General features: G+C 43.9%; 17 protein-coding genes. 11 read left to right on the forward strand and 6 right to left on the reverse strand.

The window, feature by feature from the left end:
* Positions 1–6: 6 nt before the first annotated feature.
* Both I5907_RS13060 and I5907_RS13065 read right to left on the reverse strand, forming a co-directional pair.
* Positions 7–1,707: an ABC transporter ATP-binding protein gene (locus I5907_RS13060; RefSeq protein WP_196991262.1), complete on the reverse strand. Its 1,701-nt coding sequence runs from the start codon at positions 1,705–1,707 to the stop codon at positions 7–9.
* Between the two features lie 8 nt (positions 1,708–1,715).
* A complete protein-coding gene (locus I5907_RS13065; protein WP_196991263.1) occupies positions 1,716–2,486 on the reverse strand; it encodes an AMP nucleosidase in 771 nt (256 codons plus the stop codon).
* 214 nt (positions 2,487–2,700) lie between these two features.
* On the opposite strand from I5907_RS13065, the gene I5907_RS13070 reads away from it, so the two are divergent.
* Entirely contained in the window at positions 2,701–3,135 is a 435-nt protein-coding gene (locus tag I5907_RS13070) for a type I restriction enzyme HsdR N-terminal domain-containing protein (protein ID WP_196991264.1), read from the forward strand.
* 2 nt (positions 3,136–3,137) lie between these two features.
* Here the strand turns inward: I5907_RS13070 and I5907_RS13075 are convergent, their stop codons facing one another.
* Entirely contained in the window at positions 3,138–3,557 is a 420-nt protein-coding gene (locus I5907_RS13075; protein WP_196991265.1) for a molybdenum cofactor biosynthesis protein MoaE, read from the reverse strand.
* A 15-nt stretch (positions 3,558–3,572) separates the two neighbouring features.
* Positions 3,573–3,812, reverse strand: a complete 240-nt coding sequence (moaD, locus tag I5907_RS13080) for a molybdopterin converting factor subunit 1 (RefSeq protein ID WP_196991266.1) — start codon at positions 3,810–3,812, stop codon at positions 3,573–3,575.
* 42 nt (positions 3,813–3,854) lie between these two features.
* Here moaD and I5907_RS13085 point away from each other — a divergent pair, with 42 nt between their 5' ends.
* From I5907_RS13085 to I5907_RS13130, 10 genes are all read left to right on the forward strand, one after another.
* Positions 3,855–4,490 carry a nucleotidyltransferase family protein gene (locus I5907_RS13085; protein ID WP_196991267.1) on the forward strand — a complete coding sequence of 212 codons (636 nt, stop codon included), beginning with the start codon at positions 3,855–3,857 and terminating at the stop codon, positions 4,488–4,490.
* 268 nt (positions 4,491–4,758) lie between these two features.
* Positions 4,759–5,751 (forward strand): type I glyceraldehyde-3-phosphate dehydrogenase, encoded by a 993-nt coding sequence (locus I5907_RS13090; RefSeq protein ID WP_196991268.1) that lies wholly within the window; start codon positions 4,759–4,761, stop codon positions 5,749–5,751.
* 75 nt (positions 5,752–5,826) lie between these two features.
* The gene (locus I5907_RS13095; RefSeq protein ID WP_196991269.1) at positions 5,827–6,822 is read left to right on the forward strand and encodes a GRP family sugar transporter; all 996 of its coding nucleotides are present in this window, start codon (positions 5,827–5,829) and stop codon (positions 6,820–6,822) included.
* 221 nt (positions 6,823–7,043) lie between these two features.
* Positions 7,044–8,057: a PfkB family carbohydrate kinase gene (locus I5907_RS13100; protein WP_196991270.1), complete on the forward strand. Its 1,014-nt coding sequence runs from the start codon at positions 7,044–7,046 to the stop codon at positions 8,055–8,057.
* Positions 8,050–8,709 (forward strand): beta/alpha barrel domain-containing protein, encoded by a 660-nt coding sequence (locus I5907_RS13105; RefSeq protein ID WP_196991271.1) that lies wholly within the window; start codon positions 8,050–8,052, stop codon positions 8,707–8,709. The genes I5907_RS13100 and I5907_RS13105 overlap by 8 nt, the downstream gene beginning before the upstream one ends.
* A gap of 187 nt (positions 8,710–8,896) precedes the next feature.
* Positions 8,897–10,204 carry an MFS transporter gene (locus I5907_RS13110; RefSeq protein WP_196991272.1) on the forward strand — a complete coding sequence of 436 codons (1,308 nt, stop codon included), beginning with the start codon at positions 8,897–8,899 and terminating at the stop codon, positions 10,202–10,204.
* A 527-nt stretch (positions 10,205–10,731) separates the two neighbouring features.
* Positions 10,732–14,712 carry a hybrid sensor histidine kinase/response regulator transcription factor gene (locus tag I5907_RS13115; protein WP_196991273.1) on the forward strand — a complete coding sequence of 1,327 codons (3,981 nt, stop codon included), beginning with the start codon at positions 10,732–10,734 and terminating at the stop codon, positions 14,710–14,712.
* A gap of 621 nt (positions 14,713–15,333) precedes the next feature.
* Entirely contained in the window at positions 15,334–18,318 is a 2,985-nt protein-coding gene (locus tag I5907_RS13120; protein WP_196991274.1) for a SusC/RagA family TonB-linked outer membrane protein, read from the forward strand.
* 20 nt (positions 18,319–18,338) lie between these two features.
* Complete coding sequence (locus tag I5907_RS13125; protein ID WP_196991275.1) at positions 18,339–20,045, forward strand: RagB/SusD family nutrient uptake outer membrane protein; 1,707 nt, start codon at positions 18,339–18,341, stop codon at positions 20,043–20,045.
* An 18-nt stretch (positions 20,046–20,063) separates the two neighbouring features.
* Positions 20,064–21,200, forward strand: coding sequence for a SusF/SusE family carbohydrate-binding protein (locus I5907_RS13130; RefSeq protein WP_196991276.1), 1,137 nt, complete (start codon positions 20,064–20,066; stop codon positions 21,198–21,200).
* 231 nt (positions 21,201–21,431) lie between these two features.
* Here the strand turns inward: I5907_RS13130 and I5907_RS13135 are convergent, their stop codons facing one another.
* The gene (locus tag I5907_RS13135; RefSeq protein ID WP_196991277.1) at positions 21,432–22,103 is read right to left on the reverse strand and encodes a response regulator; all 672 of its coding nucleotides are present in this window, start codon (positions 22,101–22,103) and stop codon (positions 21,432–21,434) included.
* Entirely contained in the window at positions 22,060–22,752 is a 693-nt protein-coding gene (locus tag I5907_RS13140) for a sensor histidine kinase (protein ID WP_196991278.1), read from the reverse strand. The genes I5907_RS13135 and I5907_RS13140 overlap by 44 nt, the downstream gene beginning before the upstream one ends.
* Positions 22,753–23,267: the final 515 nt, after the last annotated feature.

A 23,267-nucleotide genomic window follows, 5' to 3' on the forward strand; every position in this document is an offset into this window, starting at 1 on the left:
TTGTTTTTATAGTTCTTTTCCCGGTATAGCTTCTATCAATTGCCTGGTATAAAGCGTTTGCGGATGTTTAAAAAGAGATTCGGCCTCACCCGTTTCTTCGATAATCCCTTTACGCATTACCATTATCCTGTCGCTGATATATTGCACGACTGAAAGATCATGAGATATGAATAATGCTGTAAAGCCAAACGTCGCTTTTAATTCATTTAGCAGGTTTAGCACCTGTGCCTGAACACTTACATCCAGTGCTGCAACACTTTCATCGCATACCAAAAAAGAAGGCTCCAGGGCCAGCGCCCTTGCAATAACGATACGCTGCCGCTGACCACCGCTAAATTCATGCGGGTACCTGTTATAATGGGCCGCACTTAAATTCACTTTCTCCAGCAGCTCTATTACGCGTTCTTTTCTTTTTCGGGCATCCTTTTCAATGTTATGTACCAGCAAAGGTTCTGCAATGGCCTCCCCGATTTTTTTCCTTGGGTTCAAAGATGAATAAGGGTCCTGGAAAATGATCTGTACCTGTTTTCGCCATGCTTTTAATTCGGTTGCGTTATAAGCGGTGATGTCTTTTTCTTCAAAAAATATGTTCCCCCCGTCAACAGGTATTAAGCCCAATAAAGCCCTGCCAAGTGTTGTTTTCCCACAGCCTGATTCGCCCACCAGGCCCAGCGTTTCACCTTTGTAAATATCAAAACGCACATTATTAACCGCCTTGTTATATGCTGTAACCCTCCCAAAAAAGTTTTTTTGTGCCGGGTAAAGTACTGAAACGTTTTGTATGCTGACCAACCGTTGCGGCACCGCAACAGTTACATCTGGCACAGGTAAAATAACATGTTCTTTTACCACGCCCTGCGGTGATGATAGTGGATTTAAAAAATCATCCACCGTTGGTAATTTTTCGCCCTTTGTGTGCAAGATGGGTCTGCAGGCAAGGAGAGCCTTCGTGTAAGGATGTGCAGGATGTTGCAATATATTTTTGGTATAGCCACCTTCCACCACTGCACCTTTGTACATAACTATAATACGGTCTGCAATCTCGTGTACCACGCCAAGGTCGTGACTGATAAAAACTACGCCCATGTTTCTCTGGCGTTGCAACTCTTTTATCAGCACCAGGATATTCTGCTGCACCCTTACATCAAGCGCTGTAGTGGGCTCATCACAAATGAGTAACTCCGGGTCACAACTGATTGCCATGGCAATCATTACACGCTGTTTCTGCCCACCACTTATTTCATGCGGATACTTATTAAAAATTATGGCAGGTTCAGGCAGTTTAACATCTGTAAATAACTGCAGCACTTTTGCATGGGCTGCGTTATAGTTCATTTTTTTATGATGTCTCAACACCTCTGCCACCTGTTCCCCGCAGGTTTTTACAGGATTTAGCGATGTCATTGGCTCCTGGAAAATCATGGCTATCTTATTGCCTCTTACCTGCGTTAACTCATGTTGGTTTGCAGTAAGCAGGTTATTCTTCCCTTCACCAAAAATAATCTTCCCTGAAGTATACACTGCGGGTGACGGCAGTAATTGCAAGATGCTGAGGGCCGTAACGGATTTGCCGGAACCCGATTCTCCCACTACTGCTACGATCTCTCCCTTGTCAACAGAAAGTGAAACATGTTGCAATGCATGTGTTACTGTTTCGCCTGTAATAAAATCTACCGACAGGTTTTCTATGGTTAGCAGGTTACTCATTCTCGTAGTTAAAATCTCAGGTGTCTTACAGTAAGCCCGTTATTGATAAGTTGTTTTAAAGAGTCAATCCCGATTTTCAGGTGTTTTTCTACAAACTGAGACGTTACATTCTTGTCGCTTTTTTCCGTTTTTACCCCTTCCGGAATCATTGGCTGGTCGCTGACAAGCAACAGCGCACCTGTCGGAATTTTGTTGTAAAAGCCCACCGTAAAAATGGTGGCGGTTTCCATATCAATGGCATAAGCTCTTATTTTCTGAAGATAGGTTTTAAACACTTCATCGTGTTCCCAAACCCGCCTGTTGGTTGTATAAACGGTGCCTGTCCAGTAGTCTACGCCATAATCCCTGATGGTTGTGGAAATTGCTTTCTGCAAAGCAAATGCAGGCATGGCGGGCACTTCGGGCGGGAAGTAATCATTGGATGTTCCTTCGCCTCTTATGGCCGCGATCGGTAAAATGAGATCGCCGATTTTATTTCTTTTTTTTAGTCCGCCGCATTTACCCAGGAACAACACAGCCTGTGGTTCTATCGCCTGTAACAGATCCATTACTGTTGCTGCACCAGGGCTGCCCATTCCGAAATTAATGATCGTTATACCGTCGGCTGTGGCGCATTGAAATGGCCTGTCTTTCCCTACAACTTTTACATTGTGCCATTGCGCAAACATGTCAACATAATTGCTGAAATTGGTCAGCAATATGTACTCTCCAAAATTCTTCAGCGATTCGCCGGTATACCTGGGCAGCCAGTTGGTGATTATTTCTTCTTTTGTCTTCATACCTTTTCTTTTTATGCTGTAAACAGTAGCGTGGCTATTTTAGCTAAGGTGTAAAAATGCGCAATGTATGCAGGTGCGTTCATTAGCTGCTTTGCACTTTATACAGCACCGGTAACATCATTTTGTAAGGCGTCATTGTTATTATTTGATCTGCAAATACGCAAATAAAAATTCTGTAAATATACAAAATGCCTTTCGTCCGTTACATTTGCGCATGCTGCAGGTAAGTTATCCTTTTTTTAATTTCCGGGTAAAGGAAGAGAAAGGTAAGCAGGTCATCTTTGATGAAGTGCGCAAGAAATGGGTGCGATTTACACCTGAGGAATGGGTGCGCCAGAACTTCATCCAGTTCCTGCTGCAGGTAAAAAAATATCCTGCCAGCATTATTGCAGTAGAAAAAGAAATCAGACTGGGAGAGTTGAGAAAACGGTGCGATATTGTTATTTACAACAAACATGTACCATGGATCATTATTGAATGTAAAGAACAGGATGTGCTGCTGTCTGAAACAGTACTGCAGCAATCATTGAGGTATAACATTACATTACAGGCAGAAATCATCGTCATTACCAACGGGACAGTCTCATTCGGCTTTCAACTGAAAAACGGGCATGCACAGGCATTGACGGAACTACCATCGTGGAGTTAAAACTACGGATGTGCCGCTACCCAAACTTCCCCATCTTCAAAAACTTCTTTTTTCCAGATTGGTACCGTTTGTTTAAGGGTATCGATAATAAAACGGCAGGCATCAAAAGCAGCGGCCCTGTGTGCGGCTGCCACCGCTATTACAACAGGTACTTCGCCAATCTGCAAAACGCCCGTACGATGCTGAATAACAAGCTTTTGTATGGGCCATTTGCCAATGGCTTCATCGGCTATCTTTTGCATTTCGCTCAGTGCCATTTTTTCGTATGCCTCAAATTCAAGACGTACCACTTTTTTGCCTTTGGTGGCATTGCGTACGGTGCCAATAAACACATCAATACCGCCGCATTCAGGCAGCATCACGGCGTTTATGCAATACTGTATATCTAAAGGCGTAGCCTGTATAGTTATTTCTGCAATCATTGATGCGTGGTTTTTTTACCCGCCACTTACAGGTGGAATAACAGCAATTTCATCTTTGCCGGCGAGTATAACTTCATCTTTCGCGTATTCATTATTCACCGCGACCATGTAAGAAGCTATTTGTTTCATTTTTGGAAAGCTGGCTTCCAGCGCTTGTTTTAGCGCTGCTACAGTAGTACCGGGCATCTCAATGCTGATAACTGATTTTCCAAAAATCTCTTTTACAATGCCAAACGCCAATACTTCAACGGTCATAAGCAAATGTATAAAAGATATTTCCTGCAAATGTTATCAGGCATGGAAAGCTTTTCGTTTAAATTTAGCAAACAATCTTTTGGTATGATCAGTATTATCGTGCTGGCTGCAGGTTTATCTACAAGAATGGGCAGGCAAAATAAATTGTTGCTGCCCTTTGATGGCAGTACAATCATAGAAACAACTATCAACAATATCATACATGCGGCAGCAGGAGAAACGATTGTTGTTACAGGTTATGAAGCCGCAGCAGTAACGGCCGTTATAAAGCACCTGCCCGTTACAACCGTGTACAATGGTGATTTCGAAAAGGGGATGACAACCAGTATTCAGAAAGGAGTAATGCATGCAGGTGGCAAAGCTTACATGATCTGCTTAAGTGATATGTATGCTGTAAGCACCGGCGAATACGTTTTTATGCTGCAACGTTTTGAAGAAATCTATCAAAAAGATAAACAGTGTATTTGTATACCTGTCTACAACGGGGCAAAAGGAAACCCGGTTATTTTTTCTGCATATTATAAAAAGGCGATACTGCAACATGATGAAATGGAAGGATGCAAAGCAATTGTACAGGTTAACCGGCAACATGTTTATGCAATTCCCATGCAAACGCCTGCCATATTAAAGGATGTAGATTACCCCGAAGATTACGAAAAAATTGCGCCGGCAAAATAACCAGGTAAAGCCCGCCGGGCAAGATGTATAATATATAGCACGCTGCTGCACCGTGCTGCATCATGATATAATGTACAAGTGTGCGACGCAACAGGCGATGCCACCTGCAGTACAGCCGGGTACATCATTTCTGCTACAACCTTTAGCGGATGGCATGCAATACGCCACTACTTAACAAACCGTGCTGTTATTTATTAATGTATTCTTTCGGATATTTGCGGCCTATTTTAAAGCTACCTTTTTGGTGGTTGTACCACAAATTCTTACTATGCGCATCGCAATAAACGGAATGGGGCGAATCGGGAGACTATTGTTTCGCAGGCTGGTGAATGATCCTTCTTTTACATTGGTGGCAGTGAATGATGTGATGGATACCGACAACCTCGTGTACCTGCTGAAGTACGACTCTTTGTTTGGTAAGTTCCACGCAGATATTACACTTGAGCATGGCAGTATTTGTACGGGCAATAAAACGATCAGTGTTTTGCAGCAGGATCATCCGTCAAAAATATCCTGGAAGCAATTGGATATAGATATTGTACTGGAGTGTTCGGGCAAGTTTACCACCAAAGCCGGTGCCGCGGCGCACCTGGAAGCAGGCGCAAAAAAAGTATTGCTTTCAACTACCGGCTCTGCTGACATACCACTAATGATCTACGGCTTTAATCATCACCAGTTGAATGAAGCAGTGGATGTATTATCGCCCGGTGGTTGTATGACCAACTGCGCCACACATATTTTGTATATCCTCAACTCCATCGGTATTGAGTCTGCGCAGATCAACATCCTGCATTCATATACATCGCGGCAGCAACTGGTAGATACATGGCACAAGCAATTCAGAAGAGGCCGTGCAGCAGCAGAATCCATTATACCGGTTGAAATAGATCTGTCACAATCGCTCGAAAGATTGTTGCCGCCACTGGCAAACCGCATTGCTGCCGTATCTACAAGGGTGCCTGTAACCAACGGCGCAATGGCCGATTTTACTGTACAATTAAAAGCGCCGGCCACCAGGCACGAGATCAACCTCTTGTTTGAAACAGCCGCCAATACCGAGTATAAAGGCATTCTTGCCTACAGCACAGACCAGTTGGTTTCTGCAGATATTAAAGGCGATACACACTCCTGCGTTATCGATAATACACTAACTTCCGTAATACAAAAACAGGTAAAGCTTATAGCCTGGTTCGACAATGAGTACGGTTATACCAGCAGAATGATAGACTGGCTGCAGTGCTGGAAAAAATTTATAGATTGATAACAAAGCCTTCGTTTATTGTTGCGCAAATGCTTTACTTTATAAAGCTTAATAATACAACTAAACGATTGCTTCATGTTTATACTCCAACACTATGCTGCGGCAGTATTGTTCTGCGTTATCACCATGCTTTGCTGGGGCTCATGGGCCAACACACAAAAACTTGCGGCAGGCACATGGCGTTTTGAATTGTTCTACTGGGACTATGTGATTGGCATCTTACTACTCACTTTATTGTTTGCGTTTACCATAGGCAGTACAGGCACTGCCGGCCGAAGTTTTATAGCAGACCTGCAACAGGCCGATAATGCAAACCTGTTCTCTGCCTTTATCGGTGGTGTCGTATTCAACGCTGCCAATATACTGTTGGTGGCTGCAATAGCCATCGCCGGTATGTCTGTTGCATTTCCTGTTGGTATTGGCATTGCGCTGGTGCTGGGCGTGGTTATTAACTATATAGATCAGCCACAAGGCAATCCGGTATTGCTTTTTAGCGGTGTAGCGCTGGTAGCGGCAGCCATTGTTTTAAATGCCGCTGCATACCGTAAAATGTCTGCAGGTAATAAAGCCACTTCTATAAAAGGGCTTGCCCTTTCTGTTATTGCCGGTTTGCTAATGGGTTTCTTCTACCGCTTTGTTGCCAAAGCAATGTTCCCTGATTTTGCGGTGCCCGAGCCGGGAAAGCTGAGTCCTTATACCGCAATGGTTTTGTTTGCCATTGGTATACTGGCCAGCAATTTTATATTCAATACTTACATTATGTACAGGCCATTTACAGGCACACCTGTTTCATATAAAGATTACTTCAAAGGCAGTTCCAGGAATCATTTTACCGGCGTGCTTGGCGGTATTGTATGGTGTATAGGAATGTCGTTTAGCATCATTGCTGCAGGCAAAGCAGGTGCAGCTATATCTTATGGCCTTGGCCAGGGCGCAACCGTAGTTGCAGCCATATGGGGCATTTACATATGGAAAGAATTCAGGCATGCACCAAAAGGCACGGCTATGCTGCTCAATATGATGTTGCTACTCTATATCGCCGGACTTGCACTCATCATTTATGCAAGATAACGCCTGCGTTAAGTCAATTTTTTAGTCGTTTCATATTTCATAAGCCGTTACCTTTAATCGGTGCTGAAAGTATATTGGGCCAGGCAATGGAATAAGCATGAAGCTTCTGTTGCGTCGCACTCTTGTACTGCAAAACATTATGCAGCAGTTCCGGGTGTGTCAGTATATACATATGCAGCAGCTTGTATGGCAGTCTGCAAATATGGCTACAGTTATTATATATGAAAAAGGTTTTTTGTTTTGGTGAAATATTACTGCGTATGTCGCCTGCACTGCAGGGTGTATGGATCAATGATGCAGCTATGCCCGTTTATATGGGTGGTGCAGAACTCAATGTAGCCAATGCACTGGCCAGGTGGAACATTCCTGTGCAGTATTGCAGCGCTGCGCCCCGCAATTATCTTACAGAAGAAATGATACAGCACCTGCAACAGCAGGGTATAGACACATCGCCATTTATCTATAGTGGCAGGCGCGTTGGCGTTTATTTGCTGCCACAGGGTACAGATCTTAAAAATGCAGGTGTTATTTACGATCGTGCAAATTCTTCCTTCAGCGAGTTACAGCCAGGCACCATTAACTGGCATGAATTACTGAAGGATGTTTCATGGTTTCATTTTAGCGCAATAAGTCCTGCGCTTAATGCTGATGTTGCTGCTGTATGCAAAGAAGCGCTGGAAGTGGCAGCAGGAATGAATATTACTGTTTCGGTAGATCTTAATTACCGTGCAAAGCTTTGGCAATATGGTATACAGCCAACAGAGGTAATGCCGCAGCTCGTGCAGTATTGCAACCTTGTTATGGGTAATATCTGGAGTGCAAACAGTTTGCTGGGCACAAAGCTCGATGAAGCGTTGATCAGCGATAAAAGTAAAGAGGCTTATTTAGAACATGCAACCATCACTTCAGCTGCCATTATGCGGTTGTTTCCGGGTTGTGCAGCTGTTGCCAACACGTTCCGCTTCGATGCAGGAGCGGGCATTCATTATTATGCAACGTTAAACGATCAGTATAACCAATACAAGTCGGCTGCTTATAACATCGCTCACGTGGTGGATAAAGTTGGCAGCGGAGACTGCTTTATGGCAGGCCTTATTTATGGCAATTGTACCGGCAGCAACCCGCAGGAAACGATAAACTTTGCAGCCGCTGCTGCTACCGGTAAAATGCTGGAAAAGGGAGACGCTACCAAACAAACTATTGACGCAGTCATTAACAGGATACAATATGATTAACCTGGAAAAAATTTTAAATACCGTAAAAGAACAGGGGGTTGTTCCGCTGTTCTATCATGATGATATAGCAGTATGTACCGGTGTGATTGATGCTTTGTATAAAGTGGGTATACGAATAGTGGAATTTACAAACAGGGGAGAGAAAGCGCCGGAGAATTTTAGCAAGCTTGTGCAATTAAGAGAAGAGCGCTGGCCCGGCTTATTACTAAGCGTAGGCACTATAAAAAATGCGCAGCAGGCAAAGATGTTTATAGATGCGCATACTGACTTTATAATTTGCCCTGGGGTAATACCTGCTGTGGCCGAAACAGCAGCCGCCGCAAATGTAGTTTGGGTACCCGGTTGTATGACACCAACAGAAATAATGATGGCAGAACAATATGGCGGAAAACTGGTAAAGCTTTTTCCCGGTAATTTGCTCGGGCCTTCATTTGTAAGTGCTGTTAAAGAATTGTTTCCTGCATTGATGTTTATGCCAACCGGCGGTGTGGAAGTGGATGAGCAGAATATGGGCGCCTGGTTTAAGGCAGGAGTGGTAGCTGTGGGCCTGGGCAGTAAAGTGATCAGCAAAGATGTGTTGGCCAACAAAGATTATGATACGGTATCTACACTCGCTGCAAAGGCTTTGGCAATTGTTCAAAAGCTGCGGTAAAGCCTGCATTGAAGTTGTTAGATTACAGAATGCATGGCCGCATATGCCCAACAGAGAACCACGGCGCTGAAGAGTGCGACGCAACATAAGCTTTATAGATAAACGAAAGCCGGGTACATAATTCAATGATCGAATAACAGCGAAGATTAGTAAAACATAACCTGTAATTTTCACCAAACAACAACGAATGCAGCAACAAGCCATAGGACGATACAGGTGGACGATCTGTGCACTGGTGTTTTTTGCAACAACCATCAATTACCTGGACCGTGCCGTAATAAGCCTTTTAAAAAGTGATCTCGAAAAACAGTTTGACTGGACAGAAACGGACTATTCGAACATTGTGATAGCCTTCCAGTTGTCTTATGCGCTGGGTTTACTTTTCGCAGGACGATTTATTGATAAGGTGGGTACAAAACTGGGTTATGCTATTGCTACAGCAGCATGGAGCGTGGCGGCTATTTGTCATGGTTTTGTGAACAGCACATTTGGTTTTGGCGTGGCAAGATCTTTCCTGGGCATTACTGAGGCGGGCAATTTTCCTGCCGCGGTGAAAGTGACAGCAGAGTGGTTCCCTAAAAAAGAAAGAGCGTTTGCCACCGGCATATTCAATTCTGGCGCTAACGTAGGTGCCATTGCTGCACCACTGGTTGTGCCGGCCATTGCAGCGTCTATGGGTTGGTGGTGGGCGTTTATACTAACCGGTGCAATCGGCTTTTTATGGCTGGTGGCCTGGTTTGCTTTTTACGAAATCCCGGCAAAACACAAGCGCCTTTCAAAAGCAGAGTTTGACCATATACACAGCGATGATGTTGCGCCGGGTACAACACAAACTGAGCAGAATAATATTTCGTGGATGGAGTTGTTTCAGTACAGGCAGACATGGGCTTTTATACTGGGTAAATTTCTTACAGACCCGGTATGGTGGTTTTATCTTTTCTGGCTGCCGGCTTTTCTGAAAGCACAGTATGGCATGGAAGGCACCGCTGTTTCATTACCTGTTGCATTGGTTTATACAATGTCATCTGCAGGCAGCATATTCGGCGGCTGGCTGCCGATGCGTTTGATCAGGCAGCAATGGACTGTTTTCCGGGCCAGGAAGTCGTCGATGTTCATATATGCATTGTTCTCTTTGCCGGTAGCTTTTGCACAATACCTTGGTGCGTTTAATATGTGGTATGCCATCATCATTATTGGTATTGCCGCTGCGGGCCACCAGGCGTGGAGTGCAAATATCTACACCACGGTGTCTGACGTGTTCCCTAAAAAATATGTGGGCTCTGTAATTGGCATGGGTGGTATGGCAGGTGCGCTAGGCGGTTTGCTGATTGCAAAACTAGCCGGAATATTGTTTGATCACTTTAAGGCCGCGGGTAATATTGAAACCGGTTATTATATAATGTTTATTATATGTGGTGTTGCTTACATTACTGCATGGATCATCATGCATTTTCTTTTGCCAAAACAGCAATCCGCAGGCGTTAGAAAAATGTAGTGATGTGGAAAGTGGGTAATGAATGCCTTTTTATTACAACACGGCAGCAACGGTATAAACCGTTGAGCAAGCTTCTGCTACACGCTTATTCATTTTTTACCATTCATCATTCACTATGCACCCCGTTACGATGATTTTGTACCCGGCACCGGCACATGGCTCATCGTCCCTTGCGTCGCACACTTGTACGCTGGTGCATGGATGAACTTCAGCGATCATGTACATGGTACTTCTTCCGGTTATGATGTACCCTGCCACAGGTATTTGCAACCACAACAAGACTGCACCGCTGTTGCTTTATAATCAACAGTACAAGTGTGCGACGCAACAGGCGATGCCACCTGCAGTGCGGCCGGGCTCAAAATGCTCTATACATATGAACTGTTCGTAATGTGCCAAATTGTTGTCAAATCGTCTCATTTTAAGGCATCGCCATGCGGATGAATCGTTCCTTCATTTACTTTACAAGTTATGATTGCTGCTACATTATACAACCTGCAGCAATCTGTTGCTAGGACTATAACTGTATGAGAAGATTGCTGCTTATTATATTACTCACCGTGCCCGTGTTTGCATTGCAGGCGCAGCAATATTATTTCCGTAGCTACCAGGCCGGTGATGGCTTGTCTAGCAATACCGTTACATGCCTGCAGCAGGATGCCCGTGGTTTCATGTGGGTTGGTACACGCAATGGTCTAAATCGTTTTGACGGCACGCGTTTTAAAGTATTCCGGAATGTGCCGGAAGACCCGCATAGTATTGGCAGCAATGCCATATCCGGTTTGCATGAAGATAGCCGCAAACAGCTATGGGCAGGCACTTACCGTGGTTTGTACAGGTATAATGCACTGCACGAGAACTTTCAGCTTTATCAGCAATTGCCGCAGGGTGAAGTGAAAAGTATCTGCCACGACAAACGCGGAAATATATGGCTGGTAAATGAACAAACATTATACAGGTTCAAAGATGGTACAGGTAGTATATACAGGTATGATGATGCATCAGGCTGTATAGCTGTAAGCGTTGCAGCAAACGATGTAGTTTGGAGCTGCTACAATAATGGTGTTATAAAACGTTTCGATGCGGCAACTGACAGCTTTATCAGTTACGATCTTGCAAACTTGCTGAAGACCCCTTTCCCGCTGGTGTTGCAAACGATTTGCCCGGTTGGCGACAGTGCTGTTTTTGTAGCTACGATCAAACAGCTTTTTTTATTTAAACCAGCAACAGGGGAACTTACAGACATCTTCAAAAACACGGGAGTACAGGGCAATATACAAACTCATACCATAACGCAGCAGGCGCCCGGTATCTATTGGTGTGGCACGGAGACCGGTATATACATTGCAGACATTGCGCACGGCAAAACAACGCATATAACGAAGCAGGTAGCCAATCCATATACCATCAACGACAACATAGTTACCAGCTTTTGCAAAGACAGTGAGGGCAGTACCTGGGTGGGTACTTTATTTGGCGGCGTAAACTATTATTCAAAACAACTGAGCCAGTTTCAGAAGTATTTTGCTTTGCCCGGCATCAACAGTTTAAGTGGCAATCTTGTGCATGAAATATGTGCAGACAGGTATAACAATGTATGGGTTGGAACAGAAGATGCAGGCTTGAATAAACTGGATGCAGGAACCGGCATGTTCAAACAATTTATGCCGGGTAAAACAAAAGGCAGTATCAGCTATCATAACATTCATGGTCTTGTAGCAGTGGATGATGAGTTATGGATCGGCACCTACGAACATGGGCTTGATGTGATGGACCTGCGTACAGAAAAAGTGGTGCGGCATTACAGGCAGGGGTTTACGGCCAACCAGCTAAACGGCAATTTTATTGTATCGCTGTATAAAACAAGAAACAAGGAAGTGCTGGTCGGCACTTGGAACGGCGTGTTCCGCTACAACAGGACGACGGACGACTTTACTGCGCTGTCTTTTTTTAATCACCAGGCACAGGCCATACACGAAGACTACAATGGTACACTGTGGGTTTGTTCTTATGGAGACGGTGTCTATTACCGCAATGAAAAAACAGGCAGGCAGGGCAGCTTTAAGACTGATGCAACAGATACTAATACGCTGAGCAGTAATTACGTCAACAACGTGTTTGAAGACAATAGTCATCGCCTGTGGTTTTGTACAGAGAATGGTTTGTGTTATTATGATGCGACAGCAGGCAAAATAAAACGCTATACCCATCCCGTATTCAACGGCCGCCAAACATTTAAAATGCTCCAGGATGCCAGCAACACCCTGTGGGTATCTACTTCCCGCGGACTGATTGGCTTTAATACGACCGACAACAGGCAGCAGGTCTATACCATGGCAGATGGCTTACCCAGCGACCAGTTCAATTATAACTCAGGCTTTAAAAGCAATAATGGTAATTTATATTTTGGTACAGTAAAGGGCATGGTCAGTTTTAACCCGGTGTTGTTTAAAAGCAACCGCTTTGTGCCTCCTGTTTACATCACCGGTTTACAGGTCAATAACCAGGATCTTGCGATTGATACAACCCAATCCCCACTTACACAGGCTACGCAGTTTACCAAAGAAATTACATTGCCTTATGATGCATCAAACATTACGCTTTCTGTATCTGCATTAAGCTACATTATGCCCGCTTTAAACAGTTATATGTACAGGATGGAGGGGCTTGAGAAGGAGTGGACAATGATTGAAAGCAACCGCAAAATTTATTATACCAAACTACCGCCCGGCACATACACGTTCCAGGTAAAGGGCAGCAACAGCGATCATGTGTGGAATGAAAATATTACGGCATTAACAATAAATATCCTGCCGCCATGGTGGTCGAGCTGGTGGGCCTATATCTTATATGTGGCGCTTGTGTCAGGAACACTATTTGTGATCATCAATAATTATGCTGTGGCAACAAGGGAAAAAAACCAGCGCAGAATAAAAACACTCGAGATGGCCAAAGAGCGGGAAGTGTACAATGCCAAGATCGATTTTTTTACAAATGTTACACATGAAATCAGAACACCACTTACATTGATTAAATTGCCCGTGGAAAAATTGCTGCGATCCTTTGCTGAAGACAGTTATTTAAAGGAACATCTGACCATGATAGAGAAAAACACTGACAGGTTAATAAACCTGACGAGCCAGCTATTAGATTTTCGCAGGGCGGAAGCGAATAATTACACGTTAAGTTTTGTAAAGACCGATATCAATGAATTATTACGTGAGGTTTTTTTGATATATAAACCTATTGCTGAAGAGAAGCAGGTTGCCTGCAGGCTGGAGATACCACGTATTACATTAATGGCTTATGTAGATGCCGAGGCATTGCGTAAAATTATCAGCAACCTGCTCAGCAATGCCATCAAATATGCAGCAAAACATGTCTCCATCAAATTACTCCCATTCAACAGTGAAGACAACCTGTTCCATATGGAGTTCAGGAATGACGGCGCAGTAATACCTTACGACATGCGCGAAAAAATATTCGAACCATTCTTCCGCCTTAAGCAAACAGAGAAATTTGCAGGTACGGGCATAGGACTGGCTTTGGCAAGATCACTCACAGAGTTGCACAAGGGAAAACTGGAATTGAAGCAGCCCGTCAACGATATCAATCTGTTCCTGCTATCCATACCTGTACACCAGGACAAAGAAATAAACCTCGACGAGTTTGAAACCATTGAAAGCGATATTATTTATACAGAGGCAGACCAGCCTGCAGCACAAAAACATGCCACTACCATTTTGCTGGTAGAAGATAACCTCGATATCATCCGCTTTTTAAAGAAAGAATTTGCAGTAACGTACAATGTATTTACTGCAAAAGAAGGGGTGGAGGCGCTCGATATATTATCAAAAGAACATATCCATCTTGTTGTAACAGATATTATGATGCCGGTAATGGACGGCATAGAACTGTGCAGGCGTATTAAAACAGATGTACGCTATAGCCATATACCGGTAATACTGTTAACAGCAAAGAACACCATTACATCTAAGATACAGGGGCTTGAAACCGGTGCGGATGCTTATATAGAAAAGCCTTTTGTAATGGAGTACGTAACCGCGCAGATCGCAAACCTGCTCAGCAACCGCAATAACATCAAAGAGTTTTATGCGCATTCGCCGCTGGCGCACATCAATGGCATTGCACTGAGTAAGCCTGATACCGATTTTCTCGAAACCTTGCAGCAACTCATCAACGATCATATTACAGAAAAAGACCTCGATGTAGATACCATTTCTAAAATGATGAACATGAGCCGCGGTACTTTTTACCGCAAGATCAAAGGCGTGTCAAACCTTTCGCCGAATGAGCTCATCAACCTTTCGCGTCTCAAGAAAGCTGCCGAGTTACTGGCCGAAGGAAAGTATAAGATCAATGAAGTGGCAAACATGGTGGGCTATAGTTTAAACAGCAATTTTTCACGCGACTTTCACAGGCAGTTTGGCATTTCTCCATCGGAGTATATTCAACATTTAAAACGCGGTGGCGAAGTAGCGCATTAACTGTTTTCACATTATTGCCGTGGCTTGTGCACGATGCATCACACGTTGGGTGCCATGAGATATAATGTTGGGCCAGGCTATTGAATAAGCATGTGGCTTTTGTTGCGTCGCACTCTTGTACTGTAGCACATGATGCAGCAATGGTCCGGTCAGCGTGTGTTTTCAACGGTTTGGTGTTGGCACCGGAACGCTGCAGCCCGGTTATGTTGTTGCCGCTGAAGAGTGCGACGCAACAGGAGCATCATCAGGGTTCCAATGCCCGGTACATTATGCTTTCTCATCATACCAACAAGTGATATTCATTCATAAACCGGCCGGCATATATGCAAATGATTTTTTATATGCAAACTTATGGGAGCACCTTCACATACAATTTGTAACGTGTTGATTTTAAATTGATACGATTTGATAACATCTTGACACGCTGAGACTGTGTTTTCTCTCCTGCATAAATTTCCTTTGTTTCTTATGATTTGAACTGCCATTGCTGACCAGAAGCCAAACAAAGATTGCTTTCTACCAAATGACGACGCCCTGATAGTCACGTAATACAAAGCTTGCAACACTTCGCATAAGTGACGGTTCAAACCAAAATAATGCTTAAAAGTTTAAAATCAGACTATGATCTTAAAACGGGTTATTCGCATCATTGCATGTATGTGCTTTGTGTTTGCGGCTGCCAATACTATGGCGCAGACAAAGCAGGTTTCAGGTAAAGTAACAGACTCTTCAGGAGCGCCGCTCGAAGCTGCTTCTGTTACGGTTAAGAACACCAGGCTGGGTACGGTATCCGGCGCGGATGGTTCATTCTCGCTCAACGTGCCGGTAACTGCTAAAACACTGGTGGTTACTGCCCTTAATTACGATGCTAAGGAAGTGGCCATCACTGATCAGCCACTTACCATTACACTTACTTCTTCTTCGGCTAACCTTACCAATGTAACCGTGGTTGCGGTAGGTTATGGTACGCTGGATAAAAAAGAAGTAACAAGTGCCATTACACACCTTTCCAATAAAGACCTCAACATCTTTGGTGGAAACAATGCACTGAATTCTATACAGGGAAAGGTTGCCGGCTTAAGTGTTACCAACACCGCGCCGGGTGATCCGAACTCAAGCCCCAGTATCCAGTTGCGTGGTGTATCATCGCGCAATGCAGGCTTAGGCCCGTTGTACGTGATCAATGGCGTGCCCGGTGGCAACATTGATAACCTTAACCAGAATGACATTGAATCGATCGACGTACTGAAGGGCGGTGCGGCTTCTGCCATTTATGGCACACGCGGCAGCAACGGTGTTATCTTAATTACCACAAAGAAAGGATCGTCTCAGTCTTCGGCCTTTTTCGATTCTTATGCCAGTTTCGATTTGCCAACCAACCGCGTGGAAGTGCTTTCCCGTGATGAATTTGTAGCAAAAGGCCGCGGTGTTGATTATGGAGGCAATACAGACTGGTTTGATGCAGTAACAAAAGATTATGCATTTAACCAGAAGAATACGGTACAGTTCTCGGGTGGCAACGGTAAAACAAACTATATTGTTTCGTTTGACTACCGCACCTCACACGGACTGGATCTGCGCTCAACAAAAAATGAATATGGTGCAAGGCTGAACTTAAACCATACATCAGCCAACAATTTATATACGGTGTCTTTTACAGCGGCACCACGTTTTTTAAAGTCGAACAATGCCAGCTATGGTGCATTTAACCAGACGCTTACATTAAACCCGACTTTACCGATCATGGATACGGCAAACCCTATGCGTTACTACTTTATTAATACCGGTTTCTCCGGCTCTTACAACCCGGTGGAAGAACTGAATACGGTGCTGAGTGGTACAGAAGGTAAGTATATAGACTGGAGCGCATCTTTCCGTTTGAACCTGATGAAGAACCTTTATACGCAGGTATTGCTCGGTCAGCAGAACCAGGACTTTTTTGATTTTGGTTTTACACCATCTTATAATACCGGCGCTATTAATGGTAATGCGGGCAGGAATTCTGCATCAAGGGCAAACAATAAAAGCGACCAGAAATCTTTTGAGTGGATCGGTAATTACTCTTTGAGCCTGCAGAAACATTCATTCATTCTACTGGGCGGTTATTCTTACTATTATTTTACCAACTCGGGTTTATCTGGCAGCAACCAGAATTTTCCGTCAGATGTGTTAACCTATAATGCTTTGGGTACAGGTGTTTATAACCTGCCATTGCCAACCAACGGTTCATCCGGCGATTTTACTTTCAGGGGCGTAGGCTCGTATAAAAACGATTCGAAGCTGATAGCCTTTTATGGCCGTTTGAATTATGATTACGATAAAAAATATTACTTCTCTGCAAGTTTACGCCGCGAAGGTTCTTCCAAGTTCGGTTACCAGAATAAATGGGGTTATTTCCCGGCCGCATCAGTCGGTTGGCGTATAACCAACGAAGAATTTTTTCCAAAACTTAGCTGGTTAAATGAACTGAAACTGCGTGCAGATTATGGTGAAACAGGTAACCAGGATTTTGGTAGTTATCTTTCCCTGGATACATATTCCGGGTTTGGTTATTACACATACAACGGAACATCTTACCAGGTATGGGGACCGAGCCAGAATACCAATTATGACTTAAGGTGGGAGAAAGCACAGAACTTTAATGTGGGTTTGGATTTCCAGTTGCTGGATAATAAACTTACCGGTAGCCTTAACTATTATGTGCGCAGAAACAAAGACCTGCTGGGTTCTTACAATGTACCGGTGCCGCCAAACGTACAACCTACCACGTATGCAAACGTAGGTACCATGAAGAACTCCGGTTTCGAGATACAGTTAAATGGAACTGTGATCAGCAAACGCGATTTCAGGTACGACATCTCTTTTGCAGGCGCAACAAACAGCAACGAATTTGTGTCGTTTTCCAACAACGTTTACCAGGGTCAGAATTATGTAGATGTGGTGGGTATGCCTGCACCGGGTTCACCGGGTACAGCACAACGCCTGCAGGAAGGACAAAGGATCGGTAGTTTTTACATGCTGCGTTCTGCGGGTGTAGATGCAACAGGCAGGTTATTGGTGTACGACCAGGATGGTAAAGTAATACCGGGCAACCTGGCAACAGCAGACGATAAACAATTTGTGGGTAATGGGTTGCCTAAGTTTACGGCAAGCCTTGGCAATACATTCTCTTACAAGAATTTTGATCTGTCCATCTTCCTGCGCGGTGCTTTTGGATATGATGTTTTCAACACGCTCGCATTCTATACCGGTACACCGGTTACGCAGAGTGGTGCCAACGTATTATCCAGTGCTTATGGCAACGGAAAGTATGCAGCACTTACCAATCCTGAGACGTACTCCAGCCTGTCAGATTACTTTTTGGAGAAAGGCGATTTTGTAAAGATCGACAACGTTACGCTGGCTTATAATTTTAAATCACCTGTTAAGTACATTACTTCAGGCAGGTTATATTTTACCGGCAGGAATCTTTACACGTTCACAAACTTTACAACCGGCGATCCTGAATCGATCAATGTAAACGGTTTAACGCCTGGTATTACCGGCACACGTGATTATTATCCGTCAACGTTGCAATTACTCGTGGGCGTGCAATTCAGATTTTAATATCAAAAACAACGATGAAAATGATCAGATATAATATAAAAAGTATAGCCGCCTGCATAGGTGGTCTCATGCTCTGTTCAGCCTGTACAAAGCTGGATGAAAATTTATACGACCGTATTACATCAGAAAACTTTTTACAAACAAAAGATGATGTGATACGCGATTTCCTGCGCTCTTTTGAACATGGCTATTGGTCCATACAAGGCAATGGCCTCTTCTATGCGCAGGAACTGCCAACCGATGAACTGATGACACCCAACCGCGAAGGTGACTGGTTTGATGGTGGCGTGTACCAGCGCCTGCATTACCATACCTGGACTACACAGGATGGCTACACCAGCGGCATGTGGACGGCACTTTACCAGGGTATAAGCCTCGCAACAAACTCCCTGCAGGATATTGAAGCGGTTGACCCTGCAAGAGTGGGCATTACAGATGCAGAAAAGGCCGATTTTGTTGCAGAACTAAAAACACATCGTGCATGGTTTAACCTGCGGGCGTTTGACCTGTATAGGAATATCCCGATTGTTACCGAAGTAAAGGGGCAAACGTTAACTCCTCCGCAGTCTACACCGCAGGAAGTATTTGACTTTATAGAAAAAGAACTGCTCGAAGCTATTCCCGGGTTACCTACCAGGCAGGATCTTGGTGAAACCGGTATTGGCCGCTGGACAAAAGCCGGCGCAGCTGCATTACTCATGCGTTTGTATCTAAATGCATCTGTTTATATCGGCCAGGATAAGTACACAGAATGTGCCGCCGTTTGCCAGGATATTATTGATGGCAAGTACGGCCAATATGCACTGGAAAGCACGTGGTATAAACCTTTTGATTACGACAATGCCCGCTCCGCAGAAGTGATCTTTGGCTTCCCCGGTACACTGGCGCAAACGCACTGGCAGTACACAGGCGATATGTATTTCTGGATGGCACCACACCAGGCTCAGAACTTTTTTGGCTTCACAGATTTTGGAGGCATGAATACCCGTTTTGCATTACAGCCCGGCAGGGATGTAGACAGCGTGGAATACGCCTTCGCACTCGGCAAACCTTTTATAAAGTTCCAGCGCTATGCTGATGATTATCGTTTGAAGAAATACAAGAATCTTGGCAATAGTATGCGTGAGGGCATGTTCCTGTACGGGTACCTGCCTTATTATGAAAATCCTTCGCAACTGGTAAAAAGCAATCGCGGTTATACCATCTTCGCACGTGACCAGGTAGGTTTGTTCAGAGACCTGCCACCTGGCGAAGTACTGCAGGACAAAGAATCCAACATGAACCACGCAGATGATAACTCTGGTATCTGGCCTGCAAAATACCCGATCTATCCTTCCGGTGATCCTAACACGATTGCTTCTGCTTATGCTGAGATCAGACTTGCAGAAGTTTATTATTCACTCGCGGAATGCAAATACAGGGCAGGTGATAAAGCAGGTGCTTCAATATTGCTCAATGCTGTACGCCAGCGCAATTATCCGGCAGGTTCTGCCAGTCTTTACACTACAGATGGCAGTGAACTTTCTGACCAGGAAATGATCGACGAATGGGGCAGGGAGTTTCTTGTAGAAGGCAGAAGAAGAACAGATCTTATCAGGTGGGGTGTATTCAATACCGGCACATGGTGGGATAAACAGCCCGATGCAGATGATCACACAAAGATTTATCCCATCGGCAGAGACATTCTCAATACATCACCGCAACTGGTACAAAACCCCGGTTATTAAAAAGGTAAAAACATTTATATGTACAAGCTACAAACATATATCCCGGTAACACGCTTTTCAAAATTTTGCCTGTTACTGCTGCTGCTCGTTACAGGTTTCACAGCCTGTAAAAAAGAACTCGATGCACCCACACCATTTCCTTTCGAAGCAGGTAATCTTGTTACTTCAAAAGACACGGTAGTTATTGATGCAGCAAACCCCGGCAATGAGGCAATGACACTTACGTGGGATGCTTTTGCCAATTCGCTTATTGGCAATAAAGTCATCATTACATATGGTGAGGCAACCGATACCGTAAGTGTTGCATCAGGTGCAACGAATAAGAAGTTCACGAATGGGGAATTAAATAATATACTCGTAGATAATTTGGGTATGGCCGTAGACATAGAAGGCGATGTGCAGTTCACCTTGCTCGCAACCATTACTACCAAAGGTGACACCGCCATGTCTAATACCATTACGGTAAAAATAACGCCTGCACCTACCGGCGCCGCCTATGCTGCATTGTGGATCGTTGGCAATGCAACACCAAACGGCTGGAATATTGATAACCCCAACCAGATGCGCAAAGATCCTACCAATGCCTTCCAGTTTAAATACAACGAAGTATTGAATGCGGGTGAATTCAAAATACCTACCACAACGGGCAACTGGGGTACAGATTACTTTATGCCCCCAACCAATCATCCACCCATCACCAGTACAGAGGTACAACTGATACCCGGTGGCAATCCTGACAATAAATGGCAGATAGATAATGCAGGTGCTTACAAAATCCTGCTCAACATCAGCAGCTCACCTTTTATACATATTGTGCCATTTACACCGTATGCGCAATTGTGGATGGTTGGCGATGCAACACCTGCAGGCTGGAACATAGACGCACCGGTAGCAATGGTTCCCACGCCGGGTAACGTTTACGAGTTTACGTATACAGGTACACTCAATGCGGGAGAATTTAAAATACCAACTACAACAGGTAACTGGGGTACAGATTATTTTATGCCTGCTACCAATGGCGAAGGTATAAACAGTACCGATGCCGTATTTATTCCCGGTGGTAATCCTGACAATAAATGGAAGATCACAGAGGCAGGTATATACAAGGTAACGATCAACCAGTTGTACGAAACCATCAAAATCGAAAAGCAGTAATCCGTTATCATTCATCTTTTCATAGCAGTTAGTTCAGGAGTAAGCCGCTGTAGCAATTACAGTGGCTTTTCTTTTACCGGCTGGTTGGTGGTGACGGCCCGTAAAATAATGATGAGGCCGGCAGCAGTGCAGGTGGCATCGCCTGTTGTGTCACTCACTTCAGCGTTCCGTCTTTTATGGCAACTGCAGCGATCTGTAAATATTACATCGTTTAAACTCTTTGCAGAAAAACTACAACTCCACATAACCATGCCTCACAGCGTACAACGCAAGCCCAACCCTCGATTTAACGTTCAGCTTTTCAAACAAGGCATTCCTGTAGCCATCAATTGTTTTGGGGCTTAAAAACATTTTGGAAGCAATTTCATTGTAGGTCATCTCGCTGCAGGCAAGTTTCAGAAATTCCTTTTCGCGGTCGTTCATAACTGCGCCGTTTTTCGGTGCAGTATCATCGCCGTTTGTTTGAAGTGAATGAACAAGTTTACCCGTAATAAAATCGGTGTAATAGTAGCCCTTGTTTAGAATAGAATGCAAAGCTTCTTTCAGTTCTTTTGGTTCTACATCTTTGCAGAGGTAGCCTTTTACACCCATACGCAGCATTTTTACAATGGTTTCCTCCTTTTGCACCATGCTAACGATCAGCACTTTAACAAGCGGGTAGTGGGTATTTAACCACTGCACTACCTCAAAGCCATCCATATCCGGCATGTGTATATCGAGCAGCAGCAGGTCAGGTTGGTTTTCTGTATTGATTTTTTGCTGCAGGTCTTTTCCGTTGTCGGCTTCAAATGCAATGGAATATTCACTGCTTACAATTTCTATCAGGCTGATCAGTCCTTTACGGAAAAGGGTATGATCATCAACCAGGGCCAGTTTCGGTTTTGGTGTTGTAATTGGGGTCATAGCTATAGGGCAGTTCGATGGTTACTTGCGTTCCTTGTCCAATGATGCTTTGCATGGTAAGCGTTGCATTGATGAGTGTTGCGCGTTTTTGCAGGTTATGTAAACCTGCGCCGTTGCCGTTCTTCATCTGTTCATCAATATCAAATCCGTTACCATCATCGCTGATAGCTAATATAATCAAATTATCTATAAAAGAAAGTTTAAATGTGATATGCTGTGCATTGCTATGCTTCACCATATTGTTCAATACTTCCTGCGCCATACGATAAAGAATGATTGCAGTGTCATTATGAACGTTTGGTAGTATTCCCTGCTGCTCAAAAGTTGCTTTGAATTGCCCTGTTTTGTTTAGCCTGTCAATCTCTGTTTCCAGCGCTTTTGCCAAACCAGTCTGCGCAATGCGATCTGCACCCAGGCTTACAGACAAGGCTTTTAAATCTGTGATCAGTTGTTTGGTAAGCTCTCTTGTATCATCCAGTTTTTGCGCGGCCTTGTCCTTTTCATCCAACCCAATGGTGTAAAGGTTTATCTTAATCAGGCTTGCTACCTGCCCTAAGTTATCATGCAGTTCTTTGGAGATGTGTTGTAGTGTTTGTTCCTGTATTTCGAGTTGGGATTGGAGGAGTTGTTCGGCATATAATTTTTGCATTTCCGCAGATTTTGTCAAGAATTGAAACTTCTTTTTCTGCGAGTATAAAAGACTGAGTACCACTACCGAAGTGAGTATAATTAATATAACTGTAGATGAAAAAAGCACTGCTAATGCTTCGCTGTCTTCAGAAGGCATAAAAAAGCGTAAATAATTATTGAATACATTATTATGTTTAGAATTTTAAGTAATAACAATAACCGTACTGCCAATTCTTTGTGATAGACGTTTAGGTAATTTAACATGCCCATATAAGGCATATAACATGCATAAAAGACGATTAATGCAACTGAAATCCAGAACTCGGTTTGTTTCGAGAAATTGACTTCCTTCTCAGATAATACTACTTCGTAGCAATAAAATACTCCAAATGTAACAGTAAATAAACTTCCAATTACGATAAGATAAGCGTTCCAACTTCTTACACCATAAACTTCAAATACTAAGTAATACCAAATAAAAGGGAAGACGAAAAGAAAAAGTCTTATTATAATTTGTATTTTTCTGTTAACGGA

Origin of the sequence: Panacibacter microcysteis (assembly GCF_015831355.1) — a bacterium.
Taxonomy (GTDB): Bacteria; Bacteroidota; Bacteroidia; order Chitinophagales; family Chitinophagaceae; genus Panacibacter; species Panacibacter microcysteis.